19 protein-coding genes are annotated in these 21,477 nt (G+C 68.4%); 8 read left to right on the top strand and 11 right to left on the bottom strand.

Going from position 1 to position 21,477, the window contains the following annotated elements; all coding sequences use genetic code 11:
* Positions 1-141: 141 nt before the first annotated feature.
* Positions 142-837: a YidC/Oxa1 family membrane protein insertase gene (locus tag NLI01S_RS05400; RefSeq protein ID WP_067600129.1), complete on the bottom strand. Its 696-nt coding sequence runs from the start codon at positions 835-837 to the stop codon at positions 142-144.
* Positions 838-977: 140 nt separating this feature from the next.
* A complete protein-coding gene (locus NLI01S_RS05395) occupies positions 978-1,277 on the bottom strand; it encodes a DUF6412 domain-containing protein (RefSeq protein WP_067600126.1) in 300 nt (99 codons plus the stop codon).
* Between the two features lie 218 nt (positions 1,278-1,495).
* Here NLI01S_RS05395 and NLI01S_RS05390 point away from each other — a divergent pair, with 218 nt between their 5' ends.
* Positions 1,496-1,804, top strand: coding sequence for a hypothetical protein (locus NLI01S_RS05390; RefSeq protein ID WP_067600122.1), 309 nt, complete (start codon positions 1,496-1,498; stop codon positions 1,802-1,804).
* Between the two features lie 220 nt (positions 1,805-2,024).
* Here the strand turns inward: NLI01S_RS05390 and NLI01S_RS05385 are convergent, their stop codons facing one another.
* Positions 2,025-3,623 carry an N-acyl-D-amino-acid deacylase family protein gene (locus tag NLI01S_RS05385; RefSeq protein WP_067600119.1) on the bottom strand — a complete coding sequence of 533 codons (1,599 nt, stop codon included), beginning with the start codon at positions 3,621-3,623 and terminating at the stop codon, positions 2,025-2,027.
* A 184-nt stretch (positions 3,624-3,807) separates the two neighbouring features.
* Here NLI01S_RS05385 and NLI01S_RS05380 point away from each other — a divergent pair, with 184 nt between their 5' ends.
* On the top strand, positions 3,808-4,188 hold the full coding sequence (locus tag NLI01S_RS05380; RefSeq protein ID WP_067600115.1) for a RidA family protein: 381 nt from the start codon (positions 3,808-3,810) through the stop codon (positions 4,186-4,188).
* Positions 4,189-4,240: 52 nt separating this feature from the next.
* Here the strand turns inward: NLI01S_RS05380 and NLI01S_RS05375 are convergent, their stop codons facing one another.
* On the bottom strand, positions 4,241-4,891 hold the full coding sequence (locus NLI01S_RS05375) for a class I SAM-dependent methyltransferase (protein WP_067600113.1): 651 nt from the start codon (positions 4,889-4,891) through the stop codon (positions 4,241-4,243).
* Between the two features lie 199 nt (positions 4,892-5,090).
* Between NLI01S_RS05375 and NLI01S_RS05370 the strand changes: the two genes are divergently transcribed.
* On the top strand, positions 5,091-5,414 hold the full coding sequence (locus tag NLI01S_RS05370; protein WP_067600110.1) for a hypothetical protein: 324 nt from the start codon (positions 5,091-5,093) through the stop codon (positions 5,412-5,414).
* A 32-nt stretch (positions 5,415-5,446) separates the two neighbouring features.
* Here NLI01S_RS05370 and NLI01S_RS05365 read toward each other — a convergent pair whose 3' ends face one another.
* From NLI01S_RS05365 to NLI01S_RS05355, 3 genes are all read right to left on the bottom strand, one after another.
* Positions 5,447-6,061: a TetR/AcrR family transcriptional regulator gene (locus tag NLI01S_RS05365; RefSeq protein ID WP_067600147.1), complete on the bottom strand. Its 615-nt coding sequence runs from the start codon at positions 6,059-6,061 to the stop codon at positions 5,447-5,449.
* Between the two features lie 264 nt (positions 6,062-6,325).
* Positions 6,326-6,775: a GNAT family N-acetyltransferase gene (locus NLI01S_RS05360; protein WP_067600107.1), complete on the bottom strand. Its 450-nt coding sequence runs from the start codon at positions 6,773-6,775 to the stop codon at positions 6,326-6,328.
* Positions 6,776-6,905: 130 nt separating this feature from the next.
* Entirely contained in the window at positions 6,906-8,153 is a 1,248-nt protein-coding gene (locus tag NLI01S_RS05355) for a cell division protein DivIVA (RefSeq protein ID WP_067600104.1), read from the bottom strand.
* A gap of 377 nt (positions 8,154-8,530) precedes the next feature.
* Between NLI01S_RS05355 and NLI01S_RS05350 the strand changes: the two genes are divergently transcribed.
* The 3 genes from NLI01S_RS05350 to NLI01S_RS05340 all read left to right on the top strand — a co-directional run bounded on the left by NLI01S_RS05350 (position 8,531) and on the right by NLI01S_RS05340 (position 10,767).
* On the top strand, positions 8,531-9,094 hold the full coding sequence (locus tag NLI01S_RS05350) for a gamma carbonic anhydrase family protein (protein WP_223809125.1): 564 nt from the start codon (positions 8,531-8,533) through the stop codon (positions 9,092-9,094).
* Between the two features lie 272 nt (positions 9,095-9,366).
* On the top strand, positions 9,367-9,858 hold the full coding sequence (locus tag NLI01S_RS25080; RefSeq protein WP_084392329.1) for a hypothetical protein: 492 nt from the start codon (positions 9,367-9,369) through the stop codon (positions 9,856-9,858).
* A gap of 159 nt (positions 9,859-10,017) precedes the next feature.
* A complete protein-coding gene (locus NLI01S_RS05340; RefSeq protein ID WP_067600098.1) occupies positions 10,018-10,767 on the top strand; it encodes a hypothetical protein in 750 nt (249 codons plus the stop codon).
* 72 nt (positions 10,768-10,839) lie between these two features.
* Here the strand turns inward: NLI01S_RS05340 and NLI01S_RS25075 are convergent, their stop codons facing one another.
* The 4 genes from NLI01S_RS25075 to NLI01S_RS05320 form a co-directional block, all read right to left on the bottom strand.
* Entirely contained in the window at positions 10,840-13,407 is a 2,568-nt protein-coding gene (locus tag NLI01S_RS25075) for a sensor histidine kinase (protein ID WP_084392328.1), read from the bottom strand.
* A gap of 287 nt (positions 13,408-13,694) precedes the next feature.
* Positions 13,695-14,537 carry an ABC transporter permease gene (locus tag NLI01S_RS05330; RefSeq protein WP_067600095.1) on the bottom strand — a complete coding sequence of 281 codons (843 nt, stop codon included), beginning with the start codon at positions 14,535-14,537 and terminating at the stop codon, positions 13,695-13,697.
* 49 nt (positions 14,538-14,586) lie between these two features.
* A complete protein-coding gene (locus NLI01S_RS05325; RefSeq protein ID WP_067600092.1) occupies positions 14,587-15,585 on the bottom strand; it encodes an ABC transporter ATP-binding protein in 999 nt (332 codons plus the stop codon).
* Positions 15,586-16,044: 459 nt separating this feature from the next.
* Positions 16,045-18,264, bottom strand: a complete 2,220-nt coding sequence (locus tag NLI01S_RS05320; RefSeq protein WP_067600089.1) for a (Fe-S)-binding protein — start codon at positions 18,262-18,264, stop codon at positions 16,045-16,047.
* A gap of 561 nt (positions 18,265-18,825) precedes the next feature.
* Between NLI01S_RS05320 and dnaK the strand changes: the two genes are divergently transcribed.
* Both dnaK and grpE read left to right on the top strand, forming a co-directional pair.
* Positions 18,826-20,679 carry a molecular chaperone DnaK gene (gene dnaK / locus NLI01S_RS05315; protein WP_067600086.1) on the top strand — a complete coding sequence of 618 codons (1,854 nt, stop codon included), beginning with the start codon at positions 18,826-18,828 and terminating at the stop codon, positions 20,677-20,679.
* A gap of 42 nt (positions 20,680-20,721) precedes the next feature.
* Entirely contained in the window at positions 20,722-21,453 is a 732-nt protein-coding gene (grpE, locus tag NLI01S_RS05310; RefSeq protein WP_067600082.1) for a nucleotide exchange factor GrpE, read from the top strand.
* Positions 21,454-21,477: the final 24 nt, after the last annotated feature.

Raw genomic sequence — 21,477 nt, 5'->3', positions numbered from 1 at the left:
AACGACCCCAAGGTTCCCGCCCCCAGGCGCCCCACCCACAGACCCGCCACCCTCCCAACAACCCCAAGACTCTCGACCCCAGGCGCCCCCACCAACAACCACCACCGTCCCCCACCACGCCCACCCCTTGGAATTACTCATCTAGTCGGGGATGAGTCGACGCAGGACGAGCTTTTCACCCAGCGCCCACGTGGTGGAGGCGCACAGGTACAGTCCCGCGGCCAACGGAACGAACACCGCGACGAGCACGGTGAAGAACTGTAGGTAGGACAAGGCCCCGAGCATCGGCGGCTGAGCCGGGCCCGCCTGCATGGTCGGCAACATGACGTACCGACGGCCGGCCCAGGCCACCGCGGCCAGCACGACCAGCATCACGACGAAGACCGGGGAAAAGGAACCGCCGGCCAGGGTGGCACCCAGTTCGACCCCGGCGAAGGTACGCCGCAACAGCGCTTCCGTACCGGGGACGACCCCGATGAACAGCCCGTACAGGGCGATCATGATCGGAACCTGAGCGAGCCCCGGAAGACATCCGGCCAGCGGCCCGGTCCCCGCCTCGGAGTAGACCTTGCGCTGTTCGGCGATCAGCCGTTCGGGGTTCTTGCCGTGACGTTCGGTGATCGCCGCCAGGCGCGGGGCGAGGCGGGCACGCTGTTTCTCCGCGCGCACCTGCGCCACCCCCAGAGGCAGGAGCAGCACGCGCACGGCCACGGTCAGCGCGATCACCGCCAGGCCGGCGGCGAAGGCCCCGGAGAACGGGGCGAGCAGGTCGGTCAGTACGGCGAGGATCGCCGAGAGCACGTCGATAAGAGCCGCGATCGGCCCGAAGGTGTACAAGGTGGAAGGCCCTTCGTCCAGGTGGAGAGTTCGGACGTGGGCCGCTCGTCGTGGAACGGGGCGCGCGGGGTCGCGCCGGGCACGCGAAGGACGCGTGTCAGAGCGCGGGGCGGGAGATGGTCACCGCGAAGCGAACGAACCTAGAGAGCGGCCGCAAGGGCCTGTCCTGGCGCTCGGGGGCGTGGTCGACCCGCGGCGTCGGGGTCGCGGAGGGTGAGGACGGGCAGTCGGGCGGAACGCCGCCGCATCGCGCGACCGGCACCGGTGGCGCTGTCGCCGACCGGCCACAGGGCCGTGCCGCGCAGAACCATCCAGGTCAGGGCCGTGCCGACGGCCACCGCCACCAGCACGAGGGCCGGTCCCTGGGTTCCGAGGCTGAGGAGTTCGGTGGGAAGGACGCCGAGGAGGAGGAAGTCGAACAGGGGAATCAGGTAGTGCACCCGCCCCCCTTTCGATCTCGGTCATCGCAGGCACCGGCTGCGATCGTGTCCGGTCACCATCATACGGACAAAGGTGCTGCTCGGCCAAGGGAGAAATTCCGCCGACACTCCGCCGACGTTCCACTCCGATCACGCGAACCTGTAGCTAAATGACACAGAGTAACCATCTCCGCCGTGTCTTTCCGGGCTCGCGCGAGCCTTCCGAAGAGGGGAACCCCGTGCCGATCCGCCCTGCGAACCTTGCCACCATGTCCGCGACCATCGCTGGAGCCATCTCGGGCATGTCCGACAAGGATCGGACCGCCCCGGTCCGGGTCACCTTCGAGTCGGGTCACGAACAGAACGTGGAGAACGGCGGTTGCCGAGTGTTGGAGACCGGACAGGGCGGTGTCGTGGAGATCGAGGGGGACTCACGCTTCGCGTTGTTCGCCGGAACCAGCTGTCAGGGCAGTCGCGCTCTGGCGTCCGGCCACGGCAGTGTCCGCTTCGGCACCCCGGTCCTGGCCGGCGCCATCGTCATCGGCTGACCCGACCCGGTCACTCGTGGACACCACGGCGGTGGTCGGCCTTCACCACCCACACCTGGATGACACCTTCGTCGACCGTGTAGAGGACTCGGTGGTCACCGATCCGGACGCGGTGACCGGCTCTTCCTCGCCATGCCTCGTCCCCTGAGGGACGGGGGTCCTCGGTGGGGTGGACACGCCCCCGGCCTCGCCGACATCGACGATGACGGTGACGGTGGGATCATCGGCGGTTCCTTCGCACCGAGCGGCCGGGGAGGCGATCGGTGCGTCGACCGTCCCGGACGGTGAACTCGCCGGACAACAGCACGTGTTCGATGCCCACCGGAGTGCGGCGGGGGTCGTCGTAGGTGGCGCGGGCGGCGACGGTGTCGGGATCGAAGACGACGAGGTCGGCGTGGGACCCCGGCTGAATGGTGCCGCGGTCGGCCAGGCCGAGACGTTGCGCCGGCCGGGAGGTCAGGTGCCGCACGCATTCCTCCAGGCTGAGCAGGCCCAGTTCGCGAACGTAGTGGCCCAGGTAGTGGGGGAAGGTGCCCCAACCGCGCGGGTGCGGCCGGTCACCGACGAGGATGCCGTCACTGCCGGCGGTGTGCGCGCTGTGCCGCATGATGGTGCGGATGTTCTCCTCGTTGCCGACCTGGAGCAGGCAGCCGCTGCGGAGTTCGTCGGCGATCAACAGGTCGACGTAGAGCGATCCCGGTTCCTCTCCCCGACGGGCCGCCAGGTCGGCGATGGAGTGCCCGACCGCCCAGGACAGGCCCGGGTCGGCGGTACCGGAGACGACGAGGGTCGCCCAGTCCATGGGTACGCCGTGGTTGCCGTCGGTGCCCTTGGCCTCCACCTCCCACAGGATCCGGCCACGGGTGTCCGGATCGCGCAACCGGTCGAGGGTGGCGGTGGCGCCGCCCTCCTGTGCCCAGCTCGGCAGCGGAGCGGCCAGGTAGGTGGCGCTGGCCCGGTAGGGGTAGCTGTCGAGGGTGACGTCGAGTCCGAAGTGGACGGTGGCCTCGTCGATGGCGTCCAAGACCTCGCGTGCCCGCCCTCGGTTGCGGGGGAAGTTGACGTGGCAGTGGGCCAGGTGGAGCGGCACCTGCGCGCGGCGGGCCACGTTCAGGCATTCCTGGTAGGACTCCACGACCCGGGAACCGTAGTTGCGGTGGTGGGGGCAGTAGTAGCCGCCGGCGTCCCGTACCGGTCCGAGGAGGGCGACGATCTCGTCGTCGGTCGCGTACATGCCCGGGGTGTAGGTCAGTCCGGCGGAGAGTCCGTGCGCGCCGTCGGCCATGCCCTGGGCCACCATGGCGCGCATCCGGTCGAGTTCGGCGTCGGTGGGCGGGCGGTCCTCGTTGCCAAGGACCGCCATCCGGACGTTGCCGTGGGGGACGAGGTAGGCGGCGTTGGTGGGGGCCCCACGGTCGACGCGGTCCAGGTACTCGCCGACGCTTCGCCACGTGTGGTCCAGGTCGGGGGTGCCGTTCCAGGCGGAGATCTGCTCTCGGATCGGTTCGACGGTGTCGTCGGTGACGGGGGCGTAGCCGAGTCCGTCCTGTCCGAGCACTTCGAGGGTGACGCCCTGGCAGACCTTGGCCTCGTGGGCCGGGTCCGCGAGTAGGGCGAGGTCGGAGTGGGCGTGCATGTCGACGAAACCCGGTGCGACGACGAGGCCGCTCACGTCGAGGGTCTCACCGGCGGATCGGGCTGATCCGGGCGAGACGATGTGGCTGATGCGGCCGTCGCGTAGGACGAGGTCGGCCAGGCGGGAAGGGCCGCCCGAGCCGTCGACGACCCGCCCCCCACTGAGTACGGTCTCGGGCTGCACTGTTCCTCCGTTCGGGTCACCGGCGCCCGGCGCGGCGAAGCGCGGGTGGCGGTGTGGCCCAAGATACGCTTACGGGCACATAATTGGTAACTTTGTTGCCAGTAAAAGTGCCCGTGGTCCGCCCTGAGTCCGCACGAGCAGCGGCGCGCGCATGTGCACGCGACCCTCCGACCGAAGGAGCCCCATGTCCAAGCAGGCGGTCCAGACCGACCGGGCCCCCGTCCCCGCCGGCGCCTACAGCCAGGGCGTCGTCGCGGGCGGCTTCCTGTTCACCGCCGGGTTCGGCCCCCAGGACCCCCGGACGGGACTCGTCGCGCCGACCGTGGGCGAACAGACCGCCCAGGTCCTGGCCAACGTCACAGCCGTCCTGGCCGAACACGGGCTGACCTTGGACGACGTCGTCAAGGCCACCGTCCACCTGGAGAACCTCAGGGCGGACTTCCCCGAGTTCAACGCCGTCTACGCGGAACACTTCACCGCCCCCTATCCCGTGCGGACGACCGTGGGCTCCGACCTCGCGAACATCCTCGTCGAGATCGACGTCGTCGCCAAGCTCAAGGACTGAGGTCGGGCCGCCCCGGAAGGCCCCGGGGCGGCCGATCCGCCCTTTGCGGTACCTACCCCGAACGGCGGGCCCGGACCACGAGGTCGTGCACGGTGTGGGTGACGTCGTCGATCGTCTGTCGCCCCGGACGGGACTCGTCGACGAGTACCTCCCACTCCCCCTCGGCGAGCGCCGCGGTCACCGCGTCGCCCTCGTAGAACAGTTCCGGCATGGGCGGCCGGGGCACCCCGGTCTCCAGGTCGCTCGGGTGATGCGCGACGACCAACAGCTCACCACCGGGCGCCACCGCCGCGGCCAGGTCGGCGAACAGGCGCGCCCGGGGGTTGGGGAGCATGTGCATGAACTGGGCCGTGACCAGGTCGAAGGGCGGCCCCGGTGGAGACCAACGCGTCACGTCGGCCCGCAACCACGTGAGGCGTTCGGAGATCTCCGCGCCCCGCTCCCGCGCGTGGGCCTCGGCGCGGTCCAACGCCACGGACGAGATGTCGACCGCGGTGACCCGCCACCCCCACTCGGCCAGCCACAGGGCGTCGGCCCCCTCGCCGCTGCCCACGTCCAAGGCGCGTCCGGGTTCGAATCCGGCGACCTCCGCCACCAGATGACGGTTGGGCTCACCGCTCCAGATCCGGTCCTTGGATCGGTAACGCTCGTTCCAGAAGTCCTCGCCCATCTCTTGGGGCGTGGCTCCGTGCTCCTGGGTCATTGATCGACCACCTCCGCCCACACTCTCGTCGTCGGCGATTCGTATGGCCACTTCCCTTGCCGATACGGCAAGCGCTCGACCCGCCCGAGAAAGGCGAGGAACCTCTCGATTTCCTCACCGAAAAAAGAGAACCACTCTCCGTGATCATGTGTCACATCAGATGTCTCAAATCCCCCTGACAACTGGAAAAGGGAACATCATGATCATCTGGCGCGGTTGGGGCATCCTCGTCCCCCTCATCGCGGCGGTCCTCGCCGTCCCCTGTGCCCTCATCGTCGCCGAGGCGACGGGACAGGAACACCTCGGCGGTATCGGCGCCGGGGTGGGGTTCCTCCTCGCCTCCGTGGCCGTGTTCTTCGCGGGGCGCAAGCTCAACGCGCCCAAACGCGGCTTCCACCCGGCGACCGGTCAGCCGGTCGAGTACCGCAACGCGCACACGTTCTTCTTCGTGCCGATGCAGTACTGGGCGTTCGTCCTGCCCCTGGCCGGTGCGGGCGCCGTGGCCACCGCCTTCCCCCTCTAGAACCCGGACAGGGCCGTGAGTGCCTCGGGACCCTAGGGATCCTCCGGATCCGGGGTTCCGAGGTCCTCCAGGCACAGTTCCAACATGGCCTGGATCCGCGCGGTGAGCCGCGTACGGTCGTGCCCGCGCAGCGCCTCTCCCCCTTCGATGCGCCGGACCCGTCCCAGTCCCAGCCACACGGCGGCGAACAGCGAGGCGTGCACCTCGGCGTTCTCCCGCCCCAGGTACTCGACGAGCGGTTCGATGAACGCGCTCTTGAGTCGACCCTGGTAGACGGCCTGTAGGTCCGGGTCCCCGGCCGAGTGGTCCAGGGCCCGCTGTAGCGTGCTCCCCTCCCCGTGCAATCGCCCCACCGCGTGCTCGGCCAGTCGACGAGGCAGTTCCTCGACCGGACCGTCGGTGATGAGCCGGGGGAAGACGCCGTCCTCGCGCAGGATCTCGGTGAGCAGCCCGGCCTTGGAACCGAAGTACCGGTTGATCAGCGCGACGTTCACCCCGGCGTGCGAGGCGATCATCCGGGAGGAGACCGAACCGAATCCTTCCTGCGCGAAGAGCTCCTTGGCGCTGGTCAGGATGCGTTCCCTGGTCACCTCACGGCGGCGCGTGGGTACGGTGGCGCCGCTTCTGATCTCGTCCGGACGCTCCATCTGCACCCCTTGGGGCCTCGATCCGAATTTCGACATTCCAGGGTCCCACCTCCGTGGACCGCGCGCATACCGGCGGCGTTCCAGTGCCGCCGAGTCCGCCCAGGGGCGGCCCGAGCCGGTGCGCTCCCCACCCGAACCCGTCCGTGAGGTGATCATGGGCGCCTTCGCCCACGGCCATGCAGGGTGTGTTCGGCGCGAGGATTCCAAGCGACGCGAAGGCTGACCGGAATCGTTCCATGACCGGGTCGTCCACGCACCCTGAGCTCAGAGGTAGCGGCGGAAACCCTCGGCCGAGTCGTCGAAGCCCAGGTTCCGGTAGAAGTGGTGCGCGCCTTGGCGGCTCTCGTGGGAGAGCAGCTCGACCTTGTAGCAACCCGCGCGGGTGGCCCGGTCCAGGGCGTCCTCCATGAGGGCCCTGCCGATGCCCTGGAAGCGGGTCTCGGGGTCGACCACGAGGTTGTCGACCACCGCCCACGGCTGGGCGTCGTGGGTCAGGTTGGCCACGACCATCAGGTCGAGGGTCCCTATGATCTGACCGCGGCGTTCGGCCACCAACACGGTGCGGTCGGGATCGTTCTCCATCCGGGTCCAGGCCCGGACCGCGGCGGAGGACATACGAACGTGCGCACTCCGCGTATGGGTGGTGTCACCGAGTTCACGCAAGAGGCGCAGGATCGCACCGAGGTCGGACCGAATGGCCGCACGAATCATCATGGCTTTCGGCATCGTAGCCGACAGCCTGCTACAAGGCGGACGACCCCCTACAACCAGTCACAAAACGCCGAGGGCGGGACGACCGTCCCGCCCTCGTCCGCCACCTGGCGGGATGCTTCCCGACGAACCCTCAGGGTTTGCGGATGACCCGCACGCCCTCGTCGTTGGTCGGAGGCTGCTGCCGGCTCTCCGGACGACGGTAGACCCCGGTGAACCCCGGGTCTGCGGCGTCGGTCGGGGACTGCTCCTGGCCGCTCTGCGGCTGCTGCGGGCCGTTGGGCGCCTGCTGGGGTCCACCCTGCGGACGCTGAGGGCCACTCTGGGGCTGCTGCGGGCCACCGGGCACCTGCTGCTGCGGTGCGTTCGGCGGACCCCCCGGAGCGGGCGCGTTGAAGCGGGCTCCCTGCGGCGGCTGGGACGCGACCGGCTTGGGCTCTCCGCCCTTGCCTTCGTCCGGCCGACCCTGCTCGTTCTCGGGCAGCGGCTGAATGCGTACGGTCGCCTCGTCCGGAGCCTGCGGCGGCGCCTGGGCGGCGACCTCGTCCTGCTTCGGCTCGGCCTCCGGAGCCTTGGCCTTGGGAGCCTCGGTCTCCGGGCCCTTGGCCTGCGGGGCCTTGTTCTCGGGCGCCTTGTTCTCGGGCGCCTTGTCCTGTGGCGGGCGTCCCTGCGGCCCCTTGGGTCCGGTCTTGGGAGCCCCGGCCTTGGGCTTGTCCGCCTCGACGGCCTCCTCGCGCGAAAGACCGCTCTCGAGCGCACCGGCCTCGTCCTCGGCGGTGACCAGCTCGGCGAGCGTGGAGTGCATGTCCTTCAGACGACGCATCGCCTCGGCGTGCGTGGCCGTGAGCGTGGCCAGTCGACGGTCGGCCGTGTCGTGGATCTTCTTGGCCCGGGCCTCGGCCTCGTTCAGCCGCCGCTCGCCCTCCTGCTTGGCCTGGTCACGGAGCTGGTCGGCCTCCTTCTTGGCGCCGGAGACCATCTCGGTGGCCTCGGTGCGAGCGGAGGAGACGATGCGCTCGGCGTGCTCCTCGGCGTCCTTGCGGTGCTTGGAGACCTCCTCCTCGGCCTTCTTCTGGGCCTCCTTCACCTCGGACTCGACCCGGGAACGACGTTCCTTGGCCTCTTCCTCGGCGATCCGCAGGATCTCCGCCATGCGCTCGCTGATCTGCTCGTGCTCAGGCTTGACCTGGGCCTTCTCGCGAGCGATCGCGAGGTCACGCTTGTACTGCTCCAGTTCGTCGTCCATCCGCTGAAGACGTTCGCGGAGGTCCTTGAACTGATTGTCCATTCGGACGTAGTAGTCGTCGACGTGCGCCTTGTCGTAGCCGCCCTTACGCACTGTCGGGAACCTGTCTTGCTGCAGTCCGCCGCCCGGCAACATATCGCTCATGTGCCTTTCATGTCCTTAACACCGTTGACTGCACGTCGCTGATGGTGAAGTTGCCCCATCTGTCTCAAGAACACCCAAGGCGTCCCCCTGTGCGAGTTCTGCCCTCAAGTGCCTGTTTCATGCACCGGCTCGGCTCGATGAGGGGCACCGGCCGAGAGCGGAGCGTAACGCCGTGGACACCGTCCAAACGACCAAGGTGGACACGGTCCGCGCCGCCGCGTCAAGATCTCTGACGGGTACTTCGCCGTGCGGACCCTGGTCACCTACTTACTAAGGTATGCGCGATCATCCCCGCACGGGGGCCGAGCGGTCAACTTCCTCCACATTCGGCCCCAAGGGAACCGACCTCGGAAAGAAGGACGTGGAACATGGGCAGCGCGATGGACGACGGCGGCGTGGTCCGGGGCCAGGACCCGCTCATCGGTGGCGCCCCCTTCGGCGAGCCGGAGATCGATCCCACCGCCTGGATCGCCCCGGGAGCGGTCGTGGTCGGCCGCGTCCGCCTGGGCGCCCAGAGCAGTGTCTGGTACGGGTCCGTCCTCCGCGCCGACACCGAGGACATCGTGGTGGGTGAGAAGGTCAACATCCAGGACCAGTGCGGGCTGCACTCCGACCCCGGACAGCCCGCGATCCTCCACGACGACGTGAGCCTGGGCCACAAGGCGATGGTGCACGGCGCGATCGTCGAGGAGGGTGCGCTCATCGGCATCGGCGCGATCGTGCTCGGCGGTGCGCGGGTCGGCAAGGGCGCGCTCGTGGCCGCCGGTTCCCTGGTGGCACCCGGCAAGGTCGTCCCACCGAACACGCTGTGGGCGGGTGTTCCCGGCAAGGTGGTCCGCGAACTCAACGACGACGACCGCCTGGTGCTGGAATACACGCCGACCGCGTACGCGGCCTACGCCGTACAGCACCAGGACGTCACCTGGTACTGAAGGCGTGGTCGACGGCCTCTCCCATGGTCCCTCCGGATGGAGGCCACCGGGACCTCGACGCGCCTCCCCCGAAGGGAACGGGCACTGTGTGACTAACTCGGGTGGGCGGATGGGTGGCCCACCCGAGTCATGCGCGAGGAGCACTCTCGGACCTAGCCTGGAAAGTGCTCGCCCCCTGTCGGAGCGGACTGCGTCGCGCCCGCCCGAACACCGAGGGTGTGGGCGTCTCCGTCCCGCCCAGCGACACCGTCGTCCCTCGGAGGTGAGCACCCATGAACCACGCCACCGGGCTGCGCGACCGCCTTCACGACCATGTCGCCCTCGCCGAGATCGAGCTGTACGCCGAGGTCCTGATAGCGGTCGCCGAAACCGACCAGAGCCTGAGTCTCGATGAGATCGACCGCGCATTGGGGATCGCGGAACACCCCGAGGGCGACCACGGGGTAACTTCGCCGTCCGGTGGGCCACCATGCCCCGGGTCTGGACGGGAAGAGCCGGCTCCTTGTCCTCCGGAGCCGACGCCACCCGAAGGAACGTCCCCGCACGGTGTCGACATCGCTCCGGCGCCCCGCCCTCCCGATCCACGCACGGAGCGTGCGCCCGCGGACCCGAAACGGAACGCGTCCCTCACCGGTACCGGTCACGGGCCGATCCCGCTGGGACCGTCCACTCCATGGGCCCCGCTCCAGGCCCTCGGGGACTTCCACACCCACCGCGCACCCCAGGGCCCCCTGCTGCGCAGGCTCGCTCCCTGGTACATCTGACCGCCGGCGGCGCCCCTCCTCGCACGATCGTCGGGTTCCCGACCGGAACGGCCCGATCCGGCCACCCCCGGTCCGCTCCAATGGCCCCGCCTCCGGGTAGTGACCCTTCTGACCCCTCGGTCACCCCGGTCACGGCCGGCCACCCCCGCAGGAGCATGGATGCGCGAACCCGAAAGACCCACCCCCGAGACCCGTCGGCGCCTCGACCTCCGCGACGCCGACGACTCCGAAGAGCCGGACGAGGCGCGCAAGGTCACCTTCACCATCGCCGCCGTGGTGACGGTCCTCTTCCTCCTGATCACGGCGGCGGGCGTCGGCTGGTTCCTGTCCCGCGACGACTCCTCGGCCGGCCCCGGCGCCGACTCCGGTGACGCCTCCGCTTCGGAGGTCTCCGGCGAGGGCGGGGAGCACGAAACCGACCAGGCGCCGGCCGAGACCGCCGCCGGCACCGTCTCCGACCCGAACTCGGGGTTGGCCTTCCAACTCCCCGGTGAGGGTTGGCAGCGGCTCGGTGACGACCAGGTGCCACCGGAGTACGACACCTACTCGGTCCATGGTTCGCCGCAGGACCCGGAAGCGATCATCGTGACCGGCACCGAGGAGCTCGGCCCCCTCGAACCCCTCGCGCTCACCTCCGTGGACATGGCCACGGACATGGTCGGACAACTGGTCGCCGAGGAGGGCGACCTGTGGATCGAACCGGACGGCGGCACCGAGGTGGACGGCGTTCCCGCGTTCGGGGTGACCATGGGCAGCGATTCGGGCGACGGTGCGGACACCTATGGAAGATTCCTGGTCATGGAGCTCGGCGGCGACCAGGGCGCGTTCATGCTCGGCCTGAACACCGGTGGAGGCGAAGAGGTCACCGGCGGTATCGACGCCGCCTTCGACTCCGTGGTCACCCTCTGACGGAACCGACCCCCCGGATGCTCCGCGACGCCCCGGTCCAGGGTGTCGCGGGGCAGGGGCCCACGCGTCGGGTCAGAGAGGCAGGACCGCGCGGAGCAGGAAACCGCCGTCCCTGGTGCGGGATCCGGAGACCGTCCCCCCGTTCGCGGAGACACGTTCGGCGAGCCCGGTCAGCCCGTTGCCGCCGTTCTCGTCCCTCACCCGTTCCCGGGCGTGGTCGTTGTGCATCTCCAACACCAGGGTGTCGCTCTCCCCGGCCTCCCCGCGGGCCAGGGTGAAGGTGATCTGGCATTCCTCGGCGTCGCTGTGTCGCAGCACGTTGGTGCCTCCCTCCCGCACCACCCACGCGGCCGTCGCCTCGACCCGCTCCGGGAGCCGGAGCCCTTCCAACCCGGTGACCGTGGTCCGGGTCCCTCCTGTCCCCAGGATCGAGGAGACCGAGGCGACCTCGTCGGTCAGGTCGGCCTCCCGGCGGCCGCTCACCGCCGATCGCACCTGACCCAGCGCCTTGCGAGCCAGGTCCTGGACCTCCGCCAGTTCGACGGCGGCGCGATCCGGAGCGCGATCCACCAGACGGCTCGCCAACTGGGCCTTGACCGCCAGAGCGGACAGGCTGTGCCCGAGCAGGTCGTGCATGTCCCGGGCGAAACGGAGCCGTTCCTCGGTCACCGCGAGCCGGGCACGGGCCCGCTGGCCGATGACCGCCTCACGACTGGCGTCCCAGAGCCAGATGGTGAGCAAGGTCGTGCCGACCATCACCAAGGCGGCCAGGACCGCACCGACCCAGACCAGGAGGTAAAGGGGGAGGTCGGTGATGGGCACGGCATAGGTCGGCAGCAGCACCAGTGGAGAGAGCAGCAGGGCCACACTGACGACGAGGGTGGTGCGTCCGTGCGTCAGGAGGGCGCCGATCGACCACCAGATGGCGATCGTGAACAGGCTCGTCACCGGTGAGGCGAGCAGGACGGCCGTCGCCGCCAACAGCGCCAGAGAGGTCCAGTAGAGCCTTGGGGAGGGGGACCGGTCGCCGTCCAGGCGCTCGCGCAGCAACAGGATGAGCAGGACGATGTTGGGTGCGCAGAGCACCACCCCGAGCGCGGACCGCCACATCGGGCTCTGCCCTGACGCGCTGAAGACCAGGTCGAGGAGGGGGAACAAGGCCGTGAACAGGCAGCTTCCCCCGAGCATGACGAAGTTGATCGTGCGGGTGATCCGGAAACGGCGGTCGGCCCACCGGTCCTTCCCGCCGCTCGTCTCCCCCTGGACTTTTCCGGAGGGCACCACGACGTCCGCTCGCGCGGTGACCCGCTCGGTGACCGCTCGCACCGGATTCCGGTGCGCGCTCTGGAGCGAGGCATCGGAGAGCGGGACGACCGTGCGCAGCCGAAAACCACCGTCGGCCGTACCGGTCGCCGTCAGTGTGCCGCCGACACGCTCGACGCGTTCGGCCAACCCCGACAGACCGCTGACCGAGCCCGTGTCCTCGGCCTCACCGACCTCGACGCCGTCGTTGGCCAGCTCGATGACCAGGCTGCTCGGAACGTCTTCGGCCGCCTCCACCACGGAGAACTCGATCCGGCACCGGCGGGCCTCGCTGTGCCGCAAAACGTTCGTGCCGCCCTCGCGCACCACCCACGCGGCCAGACCGGCGGTCTCGCGTGGCAATTCCAACCCGCTCAGGCCGGTGACCGTCGTGACGGTCCGATTCTGCTCCAGGACCGCCCGGACCGAACCCACCTCGGTCTCCAGGTCCAGGTCACGGTAGCCGCGGACCACGGATCGTACTCGTTGCAGCGTTCCTCGTGCCGCCTCGTGCACCCGGTCGATCCTCGACCGTGCCTCCTGCGGGTCGGTGCGCAGGACCCGACCCGCGTGGTCGGCGCTCACCGCGAGCGTGCTCAACTCCGTGCCCAGAAGGTCCCGGATGTCCTCGGTGAAACGGAGGCGCTCCTCGCTCACCGCCAGCCGGGCACGGGTCTGGGAGCCCTCGACAGCCTCACGGGTCGCGTCCCACATCCAGAAGGTGGCCACACAACCGGACCAGAGGATCAACATGAAGAGGACCGCGAGGACGAAGTCCATCCCGAGCAGGAGGGGCGAGTGGCCGATCGGGTCGATCAGGAGCCGGATCCAAGGCAGGACCACCAGGAGCGGGCTGATCCAGAGGGACCGCCGCCACGGGCCCATGAAGACCAGCAGGCACCAGGTACCCGCGCACGTGGAGAAGACGTAGAAGGGGATCCGGAGGAAGACGCACATCAGGGCGACCACGACCAGGGTCCCCCAGTACAGACGGGGATCGGCGACGGCGCGACCGTTCACCCGTTCCCACGTCATCCGACAACCGAAGGCCGAGCCGATCACTCCCAACCCCAGGGCGACCAGGGTCGGCCACTGCCGTTGTCCCTCCACCATCCAGTACTCGATGCGTCTTCCGGCGGGATCGAGTCGGAAGAGCAGTTCGTAGGAGGGCCAGACCAGGAAGAGCAGTCCCAGGGCGGACATGAAGATCAGCACGACCCAGCGGAGGCGGCGCTGCCTGCGGGTGTAGAGACCGCCGTCCGACGATTCGAAGACCTCGGTCGGCTCCGTGTCCTCTCCGAGCTGTAGCGCCACCCGCCCCGCCTTCCCCACCGTCATCCGTCCACCTCACGTTAAAACGCGCCGACCCCTCAGAACGGTTGTCCACAGGCTCGGGCCCTGTTTCCTGGTCCACAAGGGGTTACCGTTCGGGCGCCGTCAGGCCCCGTTCCCTGGAAACCCGGGGAGGTACCGGCGGTGGGATGGCACGCTTTTCGCCATCACACCAAAGGTGCCGAAGGTTCCTGACCTTTCGGGGCGCCCGAACACGTCGAAGCGAAGCGGAGGCCCTGAAGGATAGGGCCCCGTCCTGGGTCCTCCCGGCGCGTTCGTCCCGTCCGTCTCCCTCAGGGACGGCGGGGGTCCCAGACGAAGTAGCGGTGGACCAGCAGCGCCAGGACCACGATCCAGACGAGCATGACGCCGATGTTGGGCAGCGCGCCGGCCCACAGGCCGATGAGCCCCACCGGTTCGGCGCCCTCAAGACCGCCGAAGACGTCGTAGCCGAAGTAGCCGGCCTGGGCCATCTCCACGGTCGGGGCGACCGGCAGCAGCATCGCCACCTGGCGCAGGCCGTCGGGCAGGACATCCAGCGGGATGAAGCTGCCGCCGAGGAACAGCAAGGCCATCATCGGCACCATCGAGAGCATCTGCGCGGATTCGGCGTTGCTCACGAAACGGGTGATCAGCAGACCCAGCAGGGTCATCGCGAGGCATCCCAGCACCACGGAGAACACCAGCATCACCGGGTCGGAGGGCAGGGGACCGCCGAGGGCGATGGACCCGCCGATGATGAGCGCCGCGATCAACAGGGTGAACAGCAGGACCACGAGGAACACGCCGCCGAAGATCGCCACCGCCGGGACCCCGCTCACCCGGAGCCGCTTGAGGACCAAGGCCTCACGTCGGGCGGTGAAGACGTTGGAGGGGTGCCCCAGGCCGATGAACAGGGCGATGGCACCGATGGTGCCGACCAGCGCCGCCTCCGTGGTGGTGTACTCACCCAGGATCGGAACGCTCTCCTGGTTGAGGACCGGAAGCAGCAGGATCACCGGCATGATCAGGTACATCAACGCGGTCTTGTACCGGACGAAGAGCGTGAACTCGGTGCGGCCCAGGCGCAGGGTCTGTCGCAGCGCGCCCGGCCCCTTCTTGCGGCGTTCGGTGCCCTCGGTGGCTGTGGTGGTCATGATGGTTGCTCCAGAAGTCTGTGGGGTGGGTGGTCCGAAGGTCCGGCCGCTACTCGCCGACCAGGTCCGCCGCGCCGTCCGCGACCTGGAGGAAGACGTCCTCCAGGGAGGCGCCGCGCACCTGCAGGTGTTGTAGGGTTCCACCGCGCTCGCCCGCCCAGGCCATGAGGGCGGCGACGGTGTGGTGTGCCCGGTCGGCGACGTCGCCGCCGCGGATCGTGTAGGTCGCCCACAGCCGCTGTTCTCGGGTCTGCACCTCGACCTCTGCACCCTCCAGTTCGGGCAGGTCGGCGGTGCGCACGTCGCTCGGCAACAGGAAGCTCACCCGGTCGCCCCATCCGGCGAGGACCTCGCCGAGCGTTCCCTCCACCCGGATCTCGCCACGGTGCATGATGGCGAGCCGGTCGGCGAGCTTCTCGGCCTCTTCCAGGTAGTGCGTGGTGAGCAGGATCGCGACGCCGTCCCGCTTGAGGTCGCCGATGATCCGCCAGGTCTCGTGCCTCGCCTCGGGGTCCATTCCGGTGCTGGGTTCGTCGAGGTAGAGCACCTCGGGCCGGGTGAGCAGGGCCAGGCCGAGGTCGAGTCGGCGCTTTTGGCCACCGGAGAGCTGACGGACCCGCAGCCCGCGCTTGTCGGTGAGACCGATCAGCGTGAGCACCTCGTCGGTTCCGCGCGGGTCGGCGGCGAGGTCGGCGGCGAGGGCGAGGGTCTCGTCGACGCTGAGGTCCTCCATCAGGCCGCTGCCCTGGAGCACCGCGTTGGTGCGCTCGCGTACCCCGACGGGCTGACCGTAGGGGTCCTGCCCGAAGACCCGGGCGGTGCCGGAGCTGGGGCGGCGGAACCCTTCGAGGGTCTCGATGGTGGTGGTCTTACCGGCACCGTTGGTGCCCAGGAGCGCGAAGAGCTCACCGGGCCGGATCTCGAAGGAGACACCCTTGACCGCTTCGAAATCGCCGTACTTCTGCCTCAGGTCTCGGACGACCACCGCCGGTTCCGCACTGGTGTGGGGGGCACTGGTGTCCTTGGTGGTGTTCGCTGTCGCCGTCATACGTCATAGCCTGTCGGATCCGGCGTCACGGGTACCAGACACCGCTGTCACACGACGGCGCGAGGATTCTCCCGGGTGGGCCACTGACATATGTCATGCGCCGTCGTGTCCACGCTCGTCACTTCCACATGTGCGGTGGTGCGCCGCGCTCGCACGTGCCCCTTCGTCACCTCACGTGCGAGCGCGGTCGCGGCCGCGGTGCGGTCCACGCCCGTCCCCTCACACTCACGTCGGGCGGGGCCGTACCTGCGGTCACCAACTTTCTACACGAGACGCCCTCGGCCTGTCGGCGGAATTCGCCATTCTCCGTCGAATCGATCCCACCCGACAACGAATGGGAAATTTCTTCTCAGGAAAAAACGTCCTCTGGGATCTACTGCTCTTTCGAAGAAACGGAAAGGGCGGGACACCCGTGGATGTCCCGCCCATTCGCGCGCGGATTCTCAGCGAGATCGGACGCTAGGCGTCGGCGGTCTCCTTCTCCTCTCCGCCGGCCGCGGGGTCGTCGCCCTTGACCGAACGGAGCAGCAGCTGGGAGACGTCGACGACCTCCAGCGTCTCCTTGGCCTCACCGGCGGACTTCTTCTCGTTGATGGCGTCGCCGAGCATGACCTGGCAGAACGGGCACGCGGTGGAGACGGTGTCGGGGTTGGTGGTCAGCGCCTCGTCCACCCGCTCGGTGTTGATGCGCTTGCCGATCCGCTCCTCCATCCACATGCGGGCGCCACCGGCGCCACAGCAGAAGCCCCGCTCCTTGTGCCGGTGCATCTCCTGCGTCTTGACGCCGGGCACCTGGGCCATGATGTCGCGCGGCGGCGTGTACACCTTGTTGTGGCGGCCCAGGAAGCACGGGTCGTGGTAGGTGATGTTCTCGTCGATGGAGCTCACCGGGGTCAGACGACCCTCGTCCACGAGCCGGGCCAGCAACTGACTGTGGTGGATGACCTCGTAGGTGCCCCCGAGCTGCGGGTACTCCTTGGCCAGGGTGTTGAAGCAGTGCGGGCAGCTGGCCACGATCTTCGTGACACCGGCGTCGTTGAGCGTCTCGACGTTCTGCTGGGCCAGCATCTGGAAGACGTACTCCATGCCCAGGCGCCGTGCCGGATCACCGGTGCAGGCCTCCATACCGCCCAGGACGGCGAACTTGACGTCCGCGATGTCCAACAACTCGGCGATGGCCTTCGTGGTCTTCTTGGCGCGGTCCTCCAGGGCACCGGCGCAACCGACCCAGAACAGGTACTCGGTGCCCTCGGGCAGCTTGTCCTCGACGACCTGGACCTCGACCGGGTTCTCCTGACCGGCCAACTCCTCGATCCAGTCCATGCGCCGGTCCTCGGCCATGCCCCACGGGTTGCCCTTGTTCTCAAGGTTCTTGAGGAGGGTGTTGGCCTCGGACGGGAAGTTGGACTCGACCATGACCTGGTAGCGACGCATGTCCAGGATGTGGTCGATGTGCTCGATGTCGACGGGGCACTGCTCGACGCAGGCACCACAGTTGGTGCAGGCCCAGAGCTCGTCGGGGTGGATGACGCCACCCTCCTCCTCGGTGCCGACCAGCGGCTTGTTGAGGAGTGCGAGGACGTCGACGCCCGCGTGGCTGTTGTCCGGGGCCTCGGCGAGGGTCTCCTCGGTGATGCCCTGGAGCAGGTATGGGGCCTTCTCGTAGGTGTGCGCCTGCAGGTCGAGGATGACCTTCTTGGGCGACAGCGGCTTGCCGGTGTTCCAGGCCGGGCACTGGGACTGGCAGCGACCGCACTCGGTGCAGCTGCTGAAGTCCAGCAGGCCCTTCCAGGTGAAGTCCTCCAGCTTGCCGGCGCCGAACGGGTCCTCGTCCGGGTCGGCCTCCTCGAAGTCGAGGGGCTTGGTGCCGGACTTGTCCATCATCTGCTTGGCGGGGCCCAGGGTCGGGCTGCCGTCGGCGTTGCGCTTGAAGAAGATGTTGACCGGCGCGATGAAGCGGTGCCAGCCGATGCCCATGGTGAGGTTGAAGTACAGCACCATGAAGAACGCGTAGCTGATGATCAGCTTGAACGCGGCGACCAGGGCGATCCCGGGCTCGGCGATCGCGGCGTCGCCGGGCAGGATCGCGCCGACCGCGTGCGAGATCGGGGTGGCCCACACGGGAAAGCCGAAGTCACCGATGGCCACCTTGAACCCGCGAATCGCGAAGATCGCCAACAGCAGACCGAGGATGTACGCCTCGACGTAGTAGGCGGTCCAGGTCCTGGAGTTGAAGAACCGGGAGTCACGGCCCTTGCGGTGGGGGCCGTTCAACAGCCGGTAGGCGATCAGACCGATGATGCCGATGAGGCTGGCACCCGCGATGAACTCGATCGCCAGACCGTAGATGGCCCAGTCGTGGATGATCGGCAGTTTGAAGTGCGGGTCGAAGACTTCACCCTGTGCCTCGATGACCGTGAGGACCAGCAGGGGGAAGGACACCATCACGAACCAGTGGGCCACACCGATCCAGGGACGCTTGAGCATCCGGGTGTGTCCGACGATCTCGATGAGCGTCATGGTGAGCCGTTGTCCAAACGGCCCCTTGCGCTCGGGCTCCACCGCTCTGCCGACGCCCACTGTTCGCACGATCTTGTACAGACCGAACCCGAACAGGGCCATCGCGACCACGGCGAAGACCGAGGTGATGATGCCCAGTGTCAAGTACAGCGGGTGCATCGTCCGTGGCCTCCCATCCTGCGTTCGTCATCCGGTGCGCCACACACCGGTGGTCCCAACTTATGTTACTAGCGAGTAATAGCAAGGTCGCCACCACCCCGGGCCATCCTGGCCCGAGACCCGCCACCACGTCCTCGCGGACGTGTTCTCTCGTGGCGCGCCGTTCGATCGCGGAACCGCACTCGCGCGCGGGCCCACCGTAGCCGGCCTCGGCCACGACGGAATCACGCCGGCCGCTCCCACCCCTTCGAACACACCACGCCCCCTATGTAAGCGGACGACCGGACCGATCGGGCACACCCGGGCATCGGTGGGTCCACCGGTCCCCCTGAGTCGTCCCCTGGTCTCCCGGATTCTCGAATCGAGGATCTCCCCGAGTCATCCCGGAGTTCGGCCGCCGACCCATCGAAAATTCCCCAGGTCGGGAACATCATCGACCGGCCGGCCGTTGTCAGGTCGTAGGAACCAGGTTGAGCCACTCTGACTCAAGTGACTTGACAGCCCCGACCTGACGAAGCAAACTTACGCCTGAACGACTCAACTTTGACGGAGGAAGCAACCATGGCACGTGCGGTCGGAATCGACCTCGGTACGACGAACTCGTGTGTCGCGGTCCTGGAGGGTGGCGAGCCGACGGTCATCACCAACGCCGAGGGCTCCCGCACCACCCCTTCGGTCGTGGCGTTCGCCAAGAACGGTGAGGTGCTCGTCGGCGAGGTGGCCAAGCGCCAGGCCGTCACCAACGTCGACCGGACGATCCGCTCGGTGAAGCGTCACATCGGCACCGACTGGTCGGTGCAGATCGACGACAAGACCTTCAACCCGCAGCAGATCAGCGCCTTCATCCTGCAAAAGCTCAAGCGTGACGCCGAGGCGTACCTGGGCGAGGACGTGACCGACGCGGTCATCACCGTCCCGGCCTACTTCAGCGACTCCCAGCGTCAGGCCACCAAGGAGGCCGGCACGATCGCGGGCCTCAACGTCCTGCGCATCATCAACGAGCCGACCTCGGCCGCTCTCGCCTACCACCTGGAGAAGGAGGACGAGGCCACGATCCTCGTCTACGACCTCGGTGGCGGCACCTTCGACGTCTCCCTCCTGGAGGTCGGTGACGGCGTCGTGGAGGTCAAGGCGACCAACGGCGACAACCACCTCGGTGGTGACGACTGGGACCAGAAGGTCGTCGACTGGCTGGTGGAGAAGTTCAAGAACTCCAACGGCGTCGACCTGGCCAAGGACAAGATGGCGCTGCAGCGTCTGCGCGAGGCCGCCGAGAAGGCCAAGATCGAGCTCTCCAGCTCCAGCGAGACGCAGATCAACCTGCCCTACATCACGGCTTCGGCCGAGGGCCCGCTGCACCTGGACGAGAAGCTCACCCGCGCCGAGTTCCAGCGTCTGACCGCCGACCTCGTCGAGCGCACCAAGGTGCCGTTCCAGCAGGTCATCAAGGACGCCGGGATCGCCCTGGACCAGATCCACCACATCGTGCTGGTCGGTGGCTCCACCCGTATGCCCGTCATCGCCGAGCAGGTCAAGGAGATGACCGGCGGCAAGGAGCCGAACAAGGGCGTCAACCCGGACGAGGTCGTGGCCATCGGTGCCGCGCTCCAGGCCGGTGTGCTCAAGGGCGAGGTCAAGGACGTCCTGCTGCTGGACGTCACCCCGCTGTCGCTGGGCATCGAGACCAAGGGCGGCGTGTTCACCAAGCTCATCGAGCGCAACACCACCATCCCGACCAAGCGCTCCGAGATCTTCACGACGGCCGACGACAACCAGCCGTCCGTGCAGATCCAGGTGTACCAGGGTGAGCGCGACATCGCTCAGTACAACAAGAAGCTGGGCGTCTTCGACCTGACCGGTCTGCCCCCGGCGCCGCGCGGCGTCCCGCAGATCGAGGTCGCCTTCGACATCGACGCCAACGGCATCGTGAACGTCACCGCGAAGGACCTGGGCACCGGCAAGGAGCAGTCGGTCACCATCTCCGGTGGTTCGGCGATGTCCAAGGACGACATCGACAAGATGGTCCGCGAGGCCGAGCAGTACGCCGAGGACGACCGCAAGCGTCGCGAAGAGGCCGAGGTCCGCAACAACGCCGAGTCCCTCGTCTACCAGACCGAGAAGGTCATCACGGACAACGAGGACAAGATCCCGGCGGACGTGCGTTCCGAGACCGAGGCGGCCGTCTCCGAGCTGAAGACCGCTCTGGAGGGCACCGACACCGAGGCCATCCGCACCGCCAGTGAGAAGGTCGCCCTGGCCAGCCAGAAGATCGGCTCGGCCATCTACAGCCAGGGCCAGCAGGGTGAGGACGCCCCGGCCGACGGCGCGAGCGCGGACGGTGCCGCCGCCGACGACGCCGACGTCGTGGACGCCGAGATCGTCGACGAGGACAACGGCAAGGGCACCCAGTCCTGAGGCGTGGTCCGGTAAGAGTCGAGGAAGGAGGGAACGTCGGACATGGCGCTGTCGGATAAGAACAGCCCCGACTCCGGTGACGGTGACGGTGACGAGACCCAGGGTCCGGTGATCCGCGACAACCGCAGGATCGACCCCGAGACCGGCGAGGTCCGCGAGCCCAAGGTCGAGGAGACCAAGGAGTCCGAGGCGGACGACGCCGAGGAACCCGAGGTCGTCGAGGCCGAGGTCGAGGACGTCCCCGAGGTCCCGGACACCCCCGAATCGGTGGTGAGCGAGGCCATCAACGCCGACGAGCGGGTCGTCGAGCTCACCAACGACATCAAGCGGGTGCAGGCGGAGTACTCCAACTACCGCAAGCGTGTCGAGCGTGACCGTGTGGCCGTCCGTGAGGTCGCCACCGCCCAGGTCATCGGCGAACTGCTGCCGATCCTGGACGACATCGGTCGCGCCCGGGAACACGAGGAGCTCACCGGCGGGTTCAAGGCGGTGGCCGAGTCCCTGGAGGCGACGGCGACCAAGCTGGGCCTGGAGAAGTACGGCGAGCAGGGTGACGAGTTCGACCCGAACGTGCACGAAGCGCTCACCCTCGTCCCGGTTCCGAACATCTCCGTCCAGTCGGTGATCGAGGTGTTCCAACCGGGGTACCGGATCGGTGAGAGGGTTCTGCGCCCGGCCCGCGTGGTCGTGGGAGAGCCCACCGGTGACACTCCGCAGGCCTCGGAAGAGGACACCGGAGACGCCTCCGCCGAGAAGGGCGAGGAAGAGAAGTAACGGACTGTGGCCGTGACCGGCGTG

This window comes from Nocardiopsis listeri NBRC 13360 (assembly GCF_001570765.1).
Classification (GTDB): Bacteria; Actinomycetota; Actinomycetes; order Streptosporangiales; family Streptosporangiaceae; genus Nocardiopsis; species Nocardiopsis listeri.
This window is presented reverse-complemented; position numbering and strand designations above follow the sequence as displayed.